14 protein-coding genes are annotated in these 15,432 nt (G+C 61.5%); 13 read left to right on the top strand and 1 reads right to left on the bottom strand.

The window, feature by feature from the left end; all coding sequences use genetic code 11:
- The first annotated feature begins 9 nt into the window (after positions 1-9).
- The 9 genes from GFM02_RS04315 (at position 10) to GFM02_RS04275 (ending at position 8,320) form a co-directional block, all read left to right on the top strand.
- A complete protein-coding gene (locus GFM02_RS04315; RefSeq protein WP_168321109.1) occupies positions 10-2,226 on the top strand; it encodes a DUF3604 domain-containing protein in 2,217 nt (738 codons plus the stop codon).
- Positions 2,227-2,285: 59 nt separating this feature from the next.
- Positions 2,286-3,482 (top strand): hypothetical protein, encoded by a 1,197-nt coding sequence (locus GFM02_RS04310; RefSeq protein ID WP_168320919.1) that lies wholly within the window; start codon positions 2,286-2,288, stop codon positions 3,480-3,482.
- Between the two features lie 7 nt (positions 3,483-3,489).
- The gene (locus tag GFM02_RS04305) at positions 3,490-4,464 is read left to right on the top strand and encodes a peptidyl-prolyl cis-trans isomerase (protein ID WP_168320918.1); all 975 of its coding nucleotides are present in this window, start codon (positions 3,490-3,492) and stop codon (positions 4,462-4,464) included.
- Positions 4,461-5,486, top strand: a complete 1,026-nt coding sequence (locus tag GFM02_RS04300; RefSeq protein ID WP_168320917.1) for a HupE/UreJ family protein — start codon at positions 4,461-4,463, stop codon at positions 5,484-5,486. The genes GFM02_RS04305 and GFM02_RS04300 overlap by 4 nt, the downstream gene beginning before the upstream one ends.
- Positions 5,487-5,607: 121 nt before the next feature.
- Positions 5,608-5,877 carry a hypothetical protein gene (locus GFM02_RS04295; protein ID WP_168320916.1) on the top strand — a complete coding sequence of 90 codons (270 nt, stop codon included), beginning with the start codon at positions 5,608-5,610 and terminating at the stop codon, positions 5,875-5,877.
- Positions 5,878-5,931: 54 nt separating this feature from the next.
- Positions 5,932-6,360 (top strand): cysteine rich repeat-containing protein, encoded by a 429-nt coding sequence (locus GFM02_RS04290; RefSeq protein WP_168320915.1) that lies wholly within the window; start codon positions 5,932-5,934, stop codon positions 6,358-6,360.
- A gap of 27 nt (positions 6,361-6,387) precedes the next feature.
- Positions 6,388-6,957 carry an OmpA family protein gene (locus tag GFM02_RS04285; RefSeq protein ID WP_168321108.1) on the top strand — a complete coding sequence of 190 codons (570 nt, stop codon included), beginning with the start codon at positions 6,388-6,390 and terminating at the stop codon, positions 6,955-6,957.
- Positions 6,958-6,988: 31 nt separating this feature from the next.
- Entirely contained in the window at positions 6,989-7,681 is a 693-nt protein-coding gene (locus GFM02_RS04280; RefSeq protein WP_168320914.1) for a hypothetical protein, read from the top strand.
- A gap of 96 nt (positions 7,682-7,777) precedes the next feature.
- Positions 7,778-8,320, top strand: coding sequence for an ion channel (locus GFM02_RS04275; RefSeq protein WP_168320913.1), 543 nt, complete (start codon positions 7,778-7,780; stop codon positions 8,318-8,320).
- 81 nt (positions 8,321-8,401) lie between these two features.
- Here the strand turns inward: GFM02_RS04275 and GFM02_RS04270 are convergent, their stop codons facing one another.
- Positions 8,402-9,427, bottom strand: a complete 1,026-nt coding sequence (locus GFM02_RS04270; protein WP_205930175.1) for an AraC family transcriptional regulator — start codon at positions 9,425-9,427, stop codon at positions 8,402-8,404.
- A gap of 60 nt (positions 9,428-9,487) precedes the next feature.
- On the opposite strand from GFM02_RS04270, the gene GFM02_RS04265 reads away from it, so the two are divergent.
- The 4 genes from GFM02_RS04265 to GFM02_RS04250 all read left to right on the top strand — a co-directional run bounded on the left by GFM02_RS04265 (position 9,488) and on the right by GFM02_RS04250 (position 15,427).
- Positions 9,488-10,954, top strand: coding sequence for an alpha-glucosidase/alpha-galactosidase (locus GFM02_RS04265; protein ID WP_026265605.1), 1,467 nt, complete (start codon positions 9,488-9,490; stop codon positions 10,952-10,954).
- Positions 10,955-11,078: 124 nt separating this feature from the next.
- Positions 11,079-13,166 carry an ABC transporter substrate-binding protein gene (locus GFM02_RS04260; protein ID WP_168320912.1) on the top strand — a complete coding sequence of 696 codons (2,088 nt, stop codon included), beginning with the start codon at positions 11,079-11,081 and terminating at the stop codon, positions 13,164-13,166.
- 118 nt (positions 13,167-13,284) lie between these two features.
- A complete protein-coding gene (locus tag GFM02_RS04255) occupies positions 13,285-14,292 on the top strand; it encodes an ABC transporter permease (protein WP_168320911.1) in 1,008 nt (335 codons plus the stop codon).
- 1 nt (position 14,293) lies between these two features.
- Positions 14,294-15,427, top strand: a complete 1,134-nt coding sequence (locus GFM02_RS04250) for an ABC transporter permease (RefSeq protein ID WP_020053035.1) — start codon at positions 14,294-14,296, stop codon at positions 15,425-15,427.
- Positions 15,428-15,432: the final 5 nt, after the last annotated feature.

Below are 15,432 nucleotides of genomic sequence, written 5' to 3'. Positions count from 1 at the left end.
CGTACCGGTTTGCTGGCCTCGACGGCTTTCTTGCTGATGCAAGCGCCGGCACATTCTCAAGAGCGGCAGGCATACTTCGGCGAAACGCACGTCCATACCGGCTGGTCGTTCGACGCCTACATCTTCGGCAACCACAAGACCACGCCTGCAGACGCCTACAGATATGCGAAGGGCGAAACCATCAAGCACCCGGCCGGCTACGACATCAAGATCGACACGCCGATCGACTGGATGGGGGTCACAGACCATTCCGAATATGTCGGGACTGTCGCGCTTGCCAACACGCCTGGTTCGGCGATCAGCAAGCTGCCGATCGCGCAAAAGCTGATTGTCAAGGAGCCCGCGGACATTCAGAGAGTCTACCTTTGGCTCGGCACGTCAATGATCGACGGCAAGCCGGTGAAGGAGCTGCTCTCGCCAGAAGTGGCGGGCTCGGTCTGGAAGCAGAACAACGACATGGCTGACGCAGCCAATGAGCCAGGGAAGTTCACGGCGTTTTGCTCCTACGAATGGACGTCGACGCCAAACAACCGCAACATGCACCGCAATGTCTTCTTCAAGGATTGCGCCAAAGTCCCGGAGCTGCCCTTAAGTTCGATCGACACGACGAAGCCCGAAGATCTCTGGGATTGGATGGACGGTCAGCGCAAAGCGGGCAACGAAGTCCTCGCCATCTCGCATAACGCCAACCTTTCCGACGGCCACATGTTCCCGACGGATGTCGATGAGAAGGGCCGCCCGATCGATGCGGCCTGGGCCGACTCACGCGGTCGCAATGAACGACTGACGGAGATCAAGCAGATCAAAGGCGCCTCGGAAACCCACCCGACGCTTTCGCCAAACGACGAATTCGCCAATTTCGAAATCCTGACCTATCTGCTCGGCGACCCGGCCGGCCGCATCCCCCAGGTGTCGGGCAGCTACGTCCGCCAGGCCCTCAAGGATGGCCTCTCGATCATGGAAGCCCGCGGCTACAATCCCTACAAGACCGGTTTCGTCGGCGGGTCGGACTCCCACAACACCGGTGTTCCTTACCGCCAGGACAATTTCTACGGCGGCCATGGCCTCAATGACGGCGACATCAAGGAACGCATGTCGGGCCACGTCTTCGCGGGTCTCGACGTCCGCCTCGAGAATCCCGCCGGCCTCACCGGCATCTGGGCCGAAGAGAACACGCGCGCATCCTTGTTCGATGCGATGCAGCGTAAGGAGACCTTTGCCACCAGTGGACCCCACATCAAAGTGCGGTTCTTCGGGGGAGCCAATGCAACCGATGCTGCTAAGCCAGACTGGGTGAAAACCGCATATGCGGGCGGAGTGCCGATGGGCGGCGACCTGCCGCCGCTTGGTGAAGCCAAAGCGCCGTCCTTTGCCGTCTGGGCGGTGAAGGACCCGACATCAGGCAATCTCGACCGCATTCAGATCGTCAAGGGATGGTCGAAGCATGGCCAGAGCTTCGAGAAGGTATATGACGTCGCGTGGGCTGGAAACCGTACGCCCGACGCCATTACCGGCATCGTCCCACCGATCGCCAGCACCGTGAACATATCCGAGGCCAGCTACACCAATACCATCGGCTCCGTCGAACTAAAGGGTTCCTGGACGGATCCCGAGTTCGATCCCAGCCTCGATGCCTTCTATTATCTACGCACGTTGGAAATCCCGACGCCGCGCTGGACGACGATCCAGGCCAAGGAGCTCGGCATTGCGCCTCCGGACGATGTTGCGGCGACCGTCCAGGAGCGGGCATGGAGTTCGCCGATCTGGTACGCGCCGACCCAGGAGCTGAGGGCCGCCGCCGACAAAGGCATGACGGTAGCCGACCTTAAGCAGCAGGGCGCGACCGCGCTGGACAGCCCAGCGCTCACCGACCTCGTCGTCGGAAAGTCGAGCTGGGTTCGCAACAACGTCACTGGCGAAGTCTTCAGCATAGCCTGGACGGCGTCCGGCCAGCGTCTCGTCAGCAACGTCAACGGCTCGGTCCCCAAGCCGAGCGAGGTCGGCGACGTGTTTCACGGCGGTCTGACGGGGCAGGGCACCGCCTACGCCATCAAGGATGGAGCCATCGTCACCACTCTCAACAATGCGCCATACGAAGCGACCGTCTACAAGCTCGGCGACAAATACTACGCCGCCAGGAGCAACGAGTTCGGCTACGCGAACTACGAGGTCGTTCCGACGCCACAGGCCCTCGATCCCTTGGTCCAACAAAAGGCGCCGTTCTAAGTCGAGGGATGCGGCCGGAAGACGGCCGCGGTCCGGACGCGGATAATGGAGATCGCCTGATGGTAACGACTTTGGTGTCCATACACAGATCGGTCCGGATGCTCCTTGGCCTCGGCTTGATGATTCTTGCTTTTGCCAGCGACGCCCGAGCATGTGCTATCTGCTTCTCGGGGCTGGCAGTCACTCCGGGACAGAAACTCGACGCCGCGGACGAGGCGGTACTGGCCGCTCCTTTCGGCAGCCAGGGGCACTTCCGCGTCATCGAAATCGTCAAGGGCGCCGGGGAGGTCGGCAACGTCATCGTCCAGCCCGGTCTGGCTATCCCGGTCGCAGATGCGGTGATGTCCGTTGACGGCCTGACAGAATGGAGCGGGGAACCGCCGAAGCTCGAAGGGAAGCCCCTCCTGCTCCTTCGCGACACGGTTTCCGAGAGCTGGACGAGCCTCGGGGCGATGCCCGCCGAATATGCGGGATGGTTGCGACAGCTCGCTGAGACAAAGCTCAGCGGGGAGCGCCCGAAGAGGATCTGGCCGCAACTGACGCTGACTTCGTCGTATCTGTCCGACGCCGAATGGCGCGTGCGCATTGCTGTCGTCGCCCCCCAGTTGGAAAGCCCCGAACCGCTGGTCGCCGCAATCGCATATGGCGAGCTGTCTCGGGCGCCGTACGCCATTGCCCGGCTACTCAAGCCAAGCCTTGACGCCGGCCAGATCGCAACCTGGATCAACGATCCAAAACTTGCTTCCCGGCGTCCGGCCTACACCCTGCTTCTGGGCATCGCGGGCGGGCCTGATACTGCTGTCGCACTGGAACAGCAGATCGATGCCGCGATGAAGACGCGGGACGCGACCAACCTTTCGGCAATGCTCGCGGCCGATTTGGAATTGCGCGGTCCGACGCGGGTCGACTGGATTGAACAAACGTATTTCGCCGATCGCCAGCGCACGCTGCCCGAAATCCAGGCCGCCTTGCTCGCCCTGAGCGTTCACGGAGGAGCGGAAGGCACGGTGCCGCGCCGACGGGTGGTCGAGGCTTACCTCGACTTCATCAAGGCTCGCAAGCCGATGGCTGGGTTCGTCGCCATGGAGCTGGCCGATTGGGAAGCCTGGGACGCGACCGCGGATTATGTCGCCATCATCCGATCGAAAAGCGTCAGGGATCCCGCCGAGCTGTTTGCAATCCTCAGCTATCTCAAACTCAGCCCGCTGACCAAGGCCCAGACGGCGTCACTATCCACGAGCGATCAACAGGAATAGGTGGTCCATGAAACTGCTGCCGATAGCGCCGGAAGCTTCCACAGTCACGGATCATGGCCCGAAAATGAAATGGCAGCGGTTTCTGGGAGAGCCACTCATGCACTTCGTCGTGGTCGGCGTCGTTCTGTTCGGCGCCTACCGCCTTCTCACCCCCGCGCCCGAAGAACACGTCGACCAGCAGAAGATCGATCTGACCAAGGACGACGTCCGTCAGCTTGCGGTGACATGGCTCGCACAAGGCCGTCCGCCACCGACGCCGGATGAGATGCGCAGTCTCATGGATCAGAAGGTCACGGAGGAGATCCTATCTCGCGAAGCCATCTCCCTCGGTCTCGATCGCGACGACGAGATCATCAAGCGAAGGCTTGCCCAGAAGATGGACTTTCTGGCTGCGGATCTTGCGACCCTCGACGAGCCGAGCAATGCCCAACTGAAGGAATGGTATTCGAAACGCTCGGAGCGCTTCGCACTTTCGCCACATCTAAGCTTTCGGCACCTCTATTTCTCGTTCGACAAACATGGCGAGGCCACCCGCGAGACTGCGGCTGCCGCGATTGCTCTGGTCTCAGGCAAGCCTAAGGATTCGCCGACGGCCGCGTCGGTCGGCGATCCTTTCATGTTCCGGAACTACTATGGCGACGCGACGCCCGAGCAAATGGCGAAGGAGTTCGGGCCAGACTTCGCCAAGGCGCTCTTCGATCTGAAGCCACGATCGTGGCAAGGACCCGTGCAGTCCGGCTACGGCTGGCATCTGGTATGGGTCGATTCGATCGAGCCAGGACGCGTTCCAGCCTTCGAGGAGGTCGCGCCAGCCGTCAAATCGGCATGGCTCGACGAGCGCTACGCCGAAGTGAAGAGCAACGCCCTCAAGGAAATGCGCTCTCGCTATGTCGTCAACCTGCCCACCGTTACCGCGGACGACCTACAGGACCTGCAGATCCCCACGGGAGCGAGAGCTCAGATCGAGTTGTCCGCACAATGAGCGCCCGGATGTTCCCGCCCCAGTCGCTCTGGCGCTCTGTCCTTGTCGCCGCCCTTGCTTTGTTGGCGTTCGTTTCGAACGCTGCCGCCCACGAGATACGGCCTGCCTATCTGCAGATCGACGAGATCGGCGCCAACCGCTACAAGGTCGTTTGGCGGACGCCCATGCTGTCAGGCATGCGGCTTCCAATCGCCCTGCGGTTCCCGGAGGACGTTCGCAATGTGACGACGCCCGCGGAGCGCGATCTTCCGGATTCGCTGATCGAGACGCGCGTCATCGAAACGATGGACGGAAGTCTTGCCGGCAAGCGCGTCGACTTCGTCGGTCTTCAGGCGACGATCACCGACGTGCTGGTTCGGGTTCATCTGCTGGACGGCTCGGTCACGACCATGATGGTCCATCCGTCCCAGCCCTGGGCCGAGATTGCCGCCCGGCCGGGGCGCATCGACGTGGCGAAGACGTTCGTCGTGCACGGCATCGAGCACATCCTGTCCGGCTACGATCATTTGCTGTTCGTTCTCGCGTTGATGTTCATCGCGCGGAGCTGGCGGGCGCTGCTATTAACGGTGACGGCATTCACCGCGGCGCATTCCATCACGCTCGCTCTGGCGACTCTCGGCTTCGTGCACGTGCCCGGAGCGCCCGTCGAAGCCGCAATCGCCTTCAGCATTTTGCTGCTCGCCTGCGAGATCATTCGGATCCAGAACGGTCAGCCCAGCATCACTGCTGAGCGGCCTTGGATGGTCGCCTTCGCGTTCGGGCTGCTGCACGGGCTAGGCTTCGCGGGGGCGCTTTCGGGGCTGGCACTTCCGGCCGGAGACATTCCACTCGCCCTGCTGTTCTTCAATGTCGGCGTCGAGATCGGCCAGTTGATGTTCATTACCGCGGTGATCGGCCTGATCGCAGTTGTGAGGTTGGCGAGATATCCGGCCTGGCTTGGTCGTCATGCCTACACGACGGCGACCTACGCGATCGGAGCGGTGGCGGCCTTCTGGTTCGTGGAGCGCGTAGCGGCGTTCTAAGCAGGTGCGTCGGCCACGGGGCCGTTGGTTACAGTAACATACGTTCCGATAGGAGAGACTTGTATCATCATGCCCTGAGATCGCCTGCAGTCAGACGATCCACGTGAATGGATGAAACCGGATGGCAAACGGTGTTGGTTTCGTAAAGAGCTGCTTCAAGGACCGCGCTGATGCGATCGAGGAGTTCGCTTTGCGCAGCGAGGGGTTTCGCGACCTTTGCGACGACTTCGAGATCGCGAACAACGAGGAAGTGAGATGGCAACAGTCAACCGCTCCAGAGCGCGACGAGCGCCTCGCCGAGTATAGGGAGCTAATCGACAGCATGCGGACGGAGATCAAGCAGACCCTGGACAGAGCTGCGGTCGTTCCTTTCAAACCGCCACGACGATAACACCGGGCATTCCACGTACTTCAGCAGATAAGATCAATCGCTACAGGAGGGACAATGATGATGAACAGACTTGGTATCTTTGCCGGCGCGGCGCTCGCCGGCTTCCTCGCGCTCACCGCGGTCGGGCGCGCCGACACCATGAGTTACGCCGATGCGGTCACGACCCTTGCCAAGGAGTGTGGGCCGGACATCAAGAAGCTCTGCAACGGCGAGAACCTCGGGAACGGCCGCATACAGGCCTGCCTCGAGAAGAATGCGTCGAAGGTCTCCCCGACCTGCACGGCGACCCTTGGCAGCGTCATGTCATCGATCGCCCAGCGCCAGGAGGCGCAGGCGTCGGCGTTCAAGGTCTGCCAGCATGACATCTCTCAATACTGCAACGGCGTGAAGGGCGACGGGAACATCCTCTCCTGCCTCGTCGAGACGAAGCGGGTAGACAACAAGGCTTGCAACCAGGCAATCACCGACGCTGGATGGCGGTGAACCATGACCGGAAAAAGGGAGAACAAGATGATCGTTCATGGCCTTCGCATTTCTCTGGCACTCGGCCTGCTAATGGCTCCGTGCATCGCCTCGGCCCAGCAGCTCGACAACACGCAGATCATGACCACTCTCGGGCAGATCAAGGCAGCGGCGCCTGCAGTCGATGTCGCTCTGCTCGTGGAGGAAGCCAACTCCAATGTTGGGAAGGGCGTCGCAACACTGCCCAACTGGAGCAAGTTGTCACAGCTATCGCAGTTGATCGTCGAGATCGATTTCGAAAACAACTCCACCGCCATCGAGCCAAAGTCCTACCGCACCGTCGGACTCATCGCCGACGCCCTGCACCATCCGGACCTGTTCCGCTACAAATTCCTGATCGTCGGGCACTCGAGCGCAACGGGAACCGCCAAGCACAATCTCGAACTCAGTCAGAAACGGGCCGACGCGATCAACGAAGCGCTGTCGACCACCTTTGCGGTTTCCCCCGATCGCCTTTTTTCAGTGGGAGCCGGCGAGGAATGGCCGATCGATCCAGGTCAGCCGGAGTCGGCAGACAACCGACGGGTTCAACTGATCAATCTGGGACTGTTGAAATAACGCCACTCAGTGGAAAAACGGGAGGAAGCAGATGCTTAGAATCTCCGATATGTGCTTGATCGCAATCGCGGCAGGTCTTCTATCGTCAACGCCGGTTCTCGCGCAGGACGCTATCTCGGCGCCCGCTCAGAAGACCATCGGCGCGCCTAAGTCAAAAATGGTGCCGTCGCTCGCCGTCCTCAATTCCGGAGGGGCGAGGCTTAAGAACGGCAAGCTGACGATGAGCGGCATCTCGGCCGTGTCTATCGTGTTTGCCGACCGCCCGGTGCGCTCTGCAGGTCATGTACTGACCTCCGAGTTCATCAAGCAGTGGGGCGAGGGGGCAGATAGCTTTGCCAAGGATCCTCCCAATGCGACGATATCGGTCTTGAGCGGAAAGGGAGATTCCGTCGCCGATGCGGTGGTCGTCCTGAAGACGCCAAAGCTCGAGGGAGCAAACCTCACCTTCGACGTGGCCGTACTGGAAGGTGATCTCGCCGGAGCCGACGGCCCCGCATCGCTGTTCATCGACTGGTTTGCGGCACGTGGTCCTTACGGAGGCGTCGCCGTCGGAGGTGCTGGTTTTCGCGCCCCCGTCTGGCGTGGCGGATGGTATGCTCATCCGGGCGCCTACTACGGAGCGGGCGTCGTTGCGGGGGCGGCAATCGGGGCCGCAGTCGCAGAGGATCGTCGCTATTATCCGCCTCCGGCTTGCGGATATTATCCGTATCCACCCTGTTACTAGCACCAGGGTATAGCAACATGCCAGCGCTGGTTTCGGCCCGCTGGAAGGCTTATTAGAGGACTTCCAGCGGGGGTTGCAAGACCGAGGACGTAGCAATTGGACCATCTATCGAATCCTGATCCAGTTCTGGAAATACTCGTCGGCACTGTGTTTCTCGTTGTGGTCATCTTCGTGCACGGCGCTGGTATCCGGAGCATCAGCCTTCAATTCAGCAAGTCATGGGCAGGCGTCACGAAGGCCACGCCGCGCTGGCGTCTGAACTTGATGCTGGCCGCGACGATCGCCGCGCTGGCGATCCTGCATTTCGCAGAAACGCTGATCTGGGCGATGCCTCTCTATGTCAGGGCCATCATCCCCTCGATGCGCGACAGCTACTACTACGTGCTTGAGAGCTATACGACGCTGGGCGAGGGCAACGTCACTCTCCCGGATCGCTGGCGTCTGCTCGGCCCGATCATTGGCATGTCGGGCCTCTTCACCTTCGGTTGGACGGGTAGCGTCCTGGTCAGCATCATGACCGACTTCGGCAAGTTCGACCGCCTGCGGGCGAGGCAGGAGCGTGTGATAGAGGCAAAAGCGGAGTTTCAGGATGCGCGCTCTCTCGATCACGACGTCGCGAGATTTCCAGAAGGCGGGTAAATCTACCGCGACGGAAACCCCGTTCAACATGGTGTTTGAAGTCCGGGCCTGAAACCGGAGCCCGGTGATCGGGACGACCAGCTATCGCAGCTTGCCGATGCTGGCATACATGCCGGTCGTGCGGAATTCGGTGGGGTTGGTGCCGTAGACGCGGCGGAAGACCTTGGAGAAATAATTGGGGTCTTCGAAGCCGCACATGATGGCGACTTCCTTGACCGGCAGGAAGTCGGCCTTGGTCAGAAGCTTGACGGCGCGCTGCAGGCGCTGCTGCAGCACGAATTCGGCCGGCGGCATGCCCTCGCTCTCGGCAAAGCTGCGCGAGAAATGCGCGCGGCTGAGGCCGACGATGCCGGCAAGCTCGCTGACCGGCAGCGGCTTTTCGAGATTGGCATTGATATGGTCGATCACCGGCTGCATGACACTGAGTTCGGCGGCAAAGGCCGGCGAGCCGAAGACGTCGTCGTAAAGCGCCATCGCCGCTTCATAGGCAATCGCCGAGGCGGCACCTGGCGATGTCGCGCCCCTGACGAGCCGCAGGCTGCAATCGGCGAGATGATCGATGGTCGAGGGCTGCAGCTTCAAGACCGGGCCGGCGGTCGACAGCACCATCTGGTGGATGCGCAGCGTTTCCTCGCCATTCATCGAGATCCAGAAATATTCCCAGCGATCGCCCTTCTCCAGCCAGTAGCGATGATTGTGCGGCACCAGGACGAGCAGCGTGTCGCCGCCCTGAAGGCGATAGTTGCGGTGCTGGTAGCGCAGCTGGCCGCTGCCGCTGATCGTGTGCTGCAGCACGGTGAAGGGCGTCTGGCCGCGCCGACGGCCGTCCCAGTCATAGGTCTCGTTTTCGCGCACTTCATAGCCGGCGCTGGTCGGCATGGCGTGCAATCGCTGGCGGCCGCGGGGCAGCGAAACCGTCCTCATCGACTGTCCGTTGGCGATCAAATCCTGCAGCACAAAATTACCCCTGAAAGCATAATCCTTCTCTGGTCGCCTCGCCGATTTCGGGCATAATCCCGGCCGACACGAGGAAGAGACCACGGCCGACAGAACGGCCGGGAGGAAAAAGGCAGATTTTGCGGCGTTTTCAGCCACATGCGTCAGCATGTGGCCTGATCCTCCATGGCCGTCTTTTCCTTAGCATTCGATTGGGTCGAGGTGAAGATCATGAGTTTCAAAATCGCTATCATCGGTGCTGGCAGCGTCGGTTTCACCAAGAAGCTGTTCACCGACATATTGTGCGTTCCGGAGTTTCGCGACATCGAATTCGCGCTGACCGATATCAGCGAACACAATCTGGAAATGATCAAGGCGATCCTCGACCGCGTCGTCGAGGCGAACGGGCTGCCGACGAAGGTGACGGCGACGACCAACCGGCGCCAGGCGCTGGCAGGCGCGCGCTACATCATCAGCTGCGTCCGGGTTGGCGGGCTCGAGGCCTATGCCGACGATATCAGGATCCCGCTGAAATACGGCATCGACCAATGCGTCGGCGATACGATCTGCGCCGGCGGCATCCTCTATGGCCAGCGCAACATCCCGGTCATTCTCGACTTCTGCAAGGATATCCGCGAGGTCGCCGAACCGGGCGCGAAATTCCTCAACTATGCCAACCCGATGGCGATGAACACCTGGGCGGCGATCGAATACGGCAAGGTCGATACCGTCGGCCTCTGCCACGGCGTCCAGCATGGCGCCGAACAGATTGCCGAGGTGCTCGGCGCAAAGTCGCTGAGCGAGCTCGACTATATCTGCTCCGGCATCAACCACCAGACCTGGTTCATCGATCTGCGCCTCAACGGCCGCAGGATCGGCAAGGACGAGCTCATCGCCGCCTTCGAGGCGCATCCGGTCTATTCGCAGCAGGAGAAGTTGCGCATCGACGTGCTAAAGCGTTTCGGCGTCTATTCCACCGAAAGCAACGGCCATCTCTCGGAATACCTGCCCTGGTATCGCAAGCGGCCGGACGAGATCACCCGCTGGATCGACATGTCCGACTGGATCCACGGCGAGACCGGCGGCTATCTCCGCCATTCCACCGAAACGCGCAACTGGTTCGAGACGGAGTATCCGCAATTCCTGGAGTCGGCCGCAAAGCCGATCGATCCCGCCAAGCGTTCGAACGAACATGCAAGCCATATCCTCGAGGCGCTTGAGACGAACCGGGTCTATCGCGGCCATTTCAACGTCAAGAACAATGGCGTCATCACCAACCTGCCGTCCGATGCGATCATCGAATCGCCCGGCTTCGTCGATCGCTTCGGCATCAACATGGTCTCCGGCGTCACCCTGCCGGAAGCTTGTGCGGCCACCTGCATCGCCTCGATCAACGTCCAGCGCATGTCGGTGCATGCGGCGATATCGGGCGACATCGACCTTCTGAAGCTGGCCGTGCTGCACGATCCGCTGGTCGGCGCCGTCTCGACGCCGGAAGAGGTCTGGCAGATGGTCGACGAGATGGTCGTTGCCCAGGCGCGCTGGCTGCCGCAATATGCCGACGCTGTACCGGCCGCCAAGGAGCGGCTGTCGAAATCGAAGGTGCAGACCCGCGACTGGGCGGGGGCCGCACGCCGCAACGTTCGCTCGATCGAGGAGCTGCGCGCGGAAAAGGCGGCGCTGAAACAGGCCGTCTGATTTTCATGAAGGATGGGTCGTCATGGGTTTCCGGGAGGGAAATCCATGACATCAGGCCCGCTTTCATGTCGTTCGAGGAAAAAGGAGCCGCGTGATCCGCGCTCCGGAACAAGAGGGAGAAACGATGATGAATTTCCGTAACGCAAGCATCCTGGCCGGACTGGCGCTCAGCGTCTCAGCCGCGGCGCTGAATGCCTATGCCTCCGAGCCAACCATCCCGCCGGCGCCGGCCGACTTCCCCGCCGAAGGCAAGATCAACTATGTGGCGCGCGACTCCATCCTGGAGTTCAAGGCGCTGCCCGAATATCACGAGCCCGACTGGGTCACGAAAAACTTCGTCGCCTCCGGCAAGCTGCCGCCGGTCAAGGATCGCCTGCCGAAGGAGCCGATGGTCTTTAAAACAGGCAATATGCCCGACGGCATCGGTGTCTACGGCGATACGATGCGCCACGTCATCGGCGGCCGGCCGGAAGGCTGGAACTATGGCGCCGGCCAGACGCAGGGCTGGGGCGGCATCGATATCGGCCTTTCCGAATGCCTGACGCGCACCGCGCCGCTGTTCCAGGTGCAGGCCTCCGACACGGAGCCGCTGCCGAACCTCGCCAAGAGCTGGGATTGGTCTGAAGATGGCCATAAGCTGACCATGCACCTGATCGAAGGCGCCAAATGGTCTGACGGCGCGCCGTTCAGCGCCGACGACATCATGTTCTACTGGGAAGACGAAGTCATCGATCCGAACGTCTCGCCGCTCGGCGGCGGCGCATCGCCGGAAGCCTTCGGCACCGGGACGACGCTGAAGAAGATCGACGATTACACCATCGAATGGACCTTCAGGGAGGCCTTCCCGAAGCAATATCTCTACACGATGTCCTACCCGAACTTCTGCCCGGGTCCGTCGCATATCCTGAAGCCGAAGCATCCGAAATATTCGAAGAACACCTACGACCAGTTCAAGAACGCCTTCCCGCCGGAGTTCATGAACATGCCGGTCATGGGCGGCTGGGTGCCAGTGGAATATCGCTCCGACGATATCATCGTCATGCGCCGCAACCCCTATTACTGGAAGGTCGACGAGAAGGGCAATCAGCTGCCTTATCTGAACGAGCTGCACTACAAGCTCTCGACCTGGGCCGACCGCGACGTCCAGGCCGTGGCCGGATCCGCCGACATATCGAACCTGGAGCAGCCGGAAAACTTCGTCGCCTCGCTGAAGCGTGCCGCGGAAGAAACGGCACCCGCCCGTCTCGCCTTCGGCCCGCGCCTCATCGGCTACAATCTTCGCATGAACTTCTCCGCCAATGGCTGGGGCAACCCGGACGAGCGCGGTGAGGCGATCCGCGAGCTGAACCGCAACGAGGATTTCCGCAAGGCCGTCACCATGGCGCTCGACCGCAAGGCGATCGGCGACTCGCTGGTCAAGGGACCGTTCACCGCGATCTATCCCGGCGGGCTCTCCTCCGGCACCAGCTTCTACGACCGCAACTCGACCGTCTACTATCCCTTCGATCTCGAGGGCGCCAAGGCCGAACTCGCCAAGGCCGGCCTCAAGGACACCGACGGCAACGGCGTCGTGAACTTTCCGGCCGGCACGGCAGGCGGCAAGGATGTCGAAATCGTCATGCTGATCAACAATCAGTACACGACCGACAAGAGCCTTGCCGAAGGTGTCGTCGGCCAGATGGAGAAGCTCGGGCTGAAGATCGTCATCAACGCGCTCGATGGTGCCAAGCGTGACGACGCCCATTATGCCGGCCGCTTCGACTGGCTGATCCAGCGCAACACGACGGAACTGTCGTCGGTGGTGCAGAACACCGAGCAGCTCGCTCCTGTCGGTCCGCGCACCAGCTGGCACCACCGCGCCGGCAAGGATGACAAGCTCGATCTGATGCCCTTCGAACAGGAGCTTATCGACGTCATCAACAAGTTCAGGACGAGCCAGAGCAACGAGGAGCGCGTCGACCTGATGAAGCAGTACCAGAAAATCTCGACCGAGCACGTCAACACGGTGGGCCTGACGGAATATCCGGGCGCGCTGATCATCAACAAGCGGTTCTCGAACGTGCCGCAGGGTACGCCGATCATGATGTTCAACTGGGCTGAAGACTCCGTGATCCGCGAACGCATGTGGGTGGCCGCCGACAAGCAGGGCAAATATGAGCTGTTCCCGCAGCAGCTGCCCGGCAAGCCCGGCGAGAAGGGCCCGATAAACTAGAGCTCCCTCCCAGCTGAAGTGAGTTCCAGGCCGCGCGTGCCGCGCGCGGCCTGATATGACCAACGAGCCGGCCGCGCTGACAAGGAGCGACTGGCGGCAAGGAGAAGCGAACCGTCTGATGTTACGATTCCTGCTCGTGCGCATAGCCTCCGCGATCCCCATTCTCTTCATCCTGAGCGTGGTGACCTTCGCGATCATCCAGGCCCCACCTGGCGATTATGCCGATTACATCCGCTCCCAGCTGATCAACCAGGGGGGCGCCTCCTATGCGCAGGCCGAAGCGCAGGCGCAGGCTTATCGCGTCGAACACGGGCTCGATAAGCCGCTGGTCGTCCAGTACGTCAACTGGATCGGCGGCATCGTGACGCGCGGCGATTTCGGTTACAGCATGTTCTACAACAAGCCGGTCGCCGATGTCGTCGGCGAACGCCTGCCGCGGACCTTGCTTCTGGCGCTCGTCTGCCATCTCTTCGCTTCGGTGCTCGGCATCGGGTTCGGCATCTGGGCGGCGACGCGCCAGTACAGCTGGATCGACAGCCTGCTTTCGGGAATTTCCTTCCTCGGCATGACGGTGCCGCGCTTCCTGATGGCGCTGATCATCGTCTATCTCCTGGTCTTCCAGCTCAACGTGACGGAGATCGGCAGCTTCTTCTCGCCGCAATATGGCGGGGCGCCTTGGTCCTGGGCGAAATTCGTCGATCTCGTCCACCATGTCTGGCCGGTCGTGGCGATCGCCACCTTTGGCGGGCTCGCCTACAACATGCGCGTCATGCGCGGCAATCTGCTCGATACGCTGAATGCCCAATATGTCGAGACGGCCAAGGCCAAGGGCCTTTCCGGCGGCGCGGTGGTGATGCGCCATGCGGTGCCGAATGCGCTGCATCCGCTGGTGATGTACCAGGGCGTCGTGCTGCCTTACATGCTGACCGGCGAGATCGAGACCGCCATCATCTTCGCGCTGCCGACCGTCGGTCCGGCGATCGTCGGCTCGATGGCGGTCGGCGACGTCTATGTCACCGCCACCTTCATGATGGTGCTGTCGGCGACGCTGATCGTCGGCAACATCATCGCCGACATGCTGCTCGCTTTGCTCGATCCGCGTGTCCGCCAATATGGAGGAGCCTGAGATGCTTGCTTTCGACTCTTCTGCAACACCGCCGACAACCGACATCGTGGCCAAGCCATCGCGTGGGCATGAGAGCTATATCGCCCTTGTCTGGCGCCGGTTGAGGCGCTCCTGGACCGGCATGGCCGGGCTCGTGCTCGTCGTGCTCCTGATCCTCATGGCAATCTTTGCCGATTTCTTCGCGCCGATGGATCCGAAGGCGACCGACGTGGGCTTCGCGCCGCCACAGGTGATGAGCTTCCACGACAAGGACGGCAATTTCGTCTTCCAGCCGCGCGTCTATGCGCTGTCGGATTCCGAAGAGCTTGATCCGGTCACCTTCCAGCCGATTGTCGGCATCGACTACGACAATCCGCGGCTGCTCGGCTTCTTCGTTAAGGGCGCCGAATACCGGCTGTTCGGCCTGATCCCGGCCAACCGCCACTTCTTCGGCTCGACCGACGGAAAGCCGGTGCATTTTCTCGGCACCGACAAGTTCGGCCGCGACGTGCTGTCGCGCGCCATCATCGGCTCGCGCATCTCGCTGACGATCGCCCTGACTGTCGTGTTCATCGTCACCGTCATCGGCACCACCGTCGGCATGGTATCGGGTTATTTCGGCGGCACCTTCGACGTCTGGCTGCAGCGTTTCGTCGAGCTGGTGCTGGCCTTCCCGCAATTGCCGCTCTATCTGGCGCTGACCTCGCTGATCCCGGTGACGGCGCCGACCAATGTCTTCCTCGCCTTCGTCATCGTCGTCATGTCGGCGCTCGGCTGGGCGCAGATGTCGCGCGAGGTGCGCGGCAAGACGCTGGCGCTCGCCCGCATCGATTATGTCCGGGCGGCCATGGCCGTCGGCGCCACCGACACACGCATCATCTTCCAGCACATCTTGCCGAACGTGATGAGCCACGTCATCGTCGCGGTGACGCTGCATATACCGAGTGTCGTGCTCTTGGAATCCTTCCTCGGTTTCCTCGGCTTCGCCGTCAAGCCGCCGCTGATCTCCTGGGGGCTGATGCTGCAGGATACGGCGACTTATTCGGTCATCGGCTCCTATCCCTGGATTCTCGCTCCCGTCGGCTTCGTGCTCGTCACCGTCTTCGCATTCAATGCGCTCGGCGACGGACTGCGCGACGCGGTCGATCCTTATTGAGGTGA

The sequence above is a fragment of the Rhizobium leguminosarum bv. viciae genome (assembly GCF_012276115.1).
GTDB lineage: Bacteria > Pseudomonadota > Alphaproteobacteria > Rhizobiales > Rhizobiaceae > Rhizobium > Rhizobium leguminosarum_T.
Note: the sequence above shows the minus strand (reverse complement) of the source record. Positions and strands in the feature narration are given on the sequence as shown.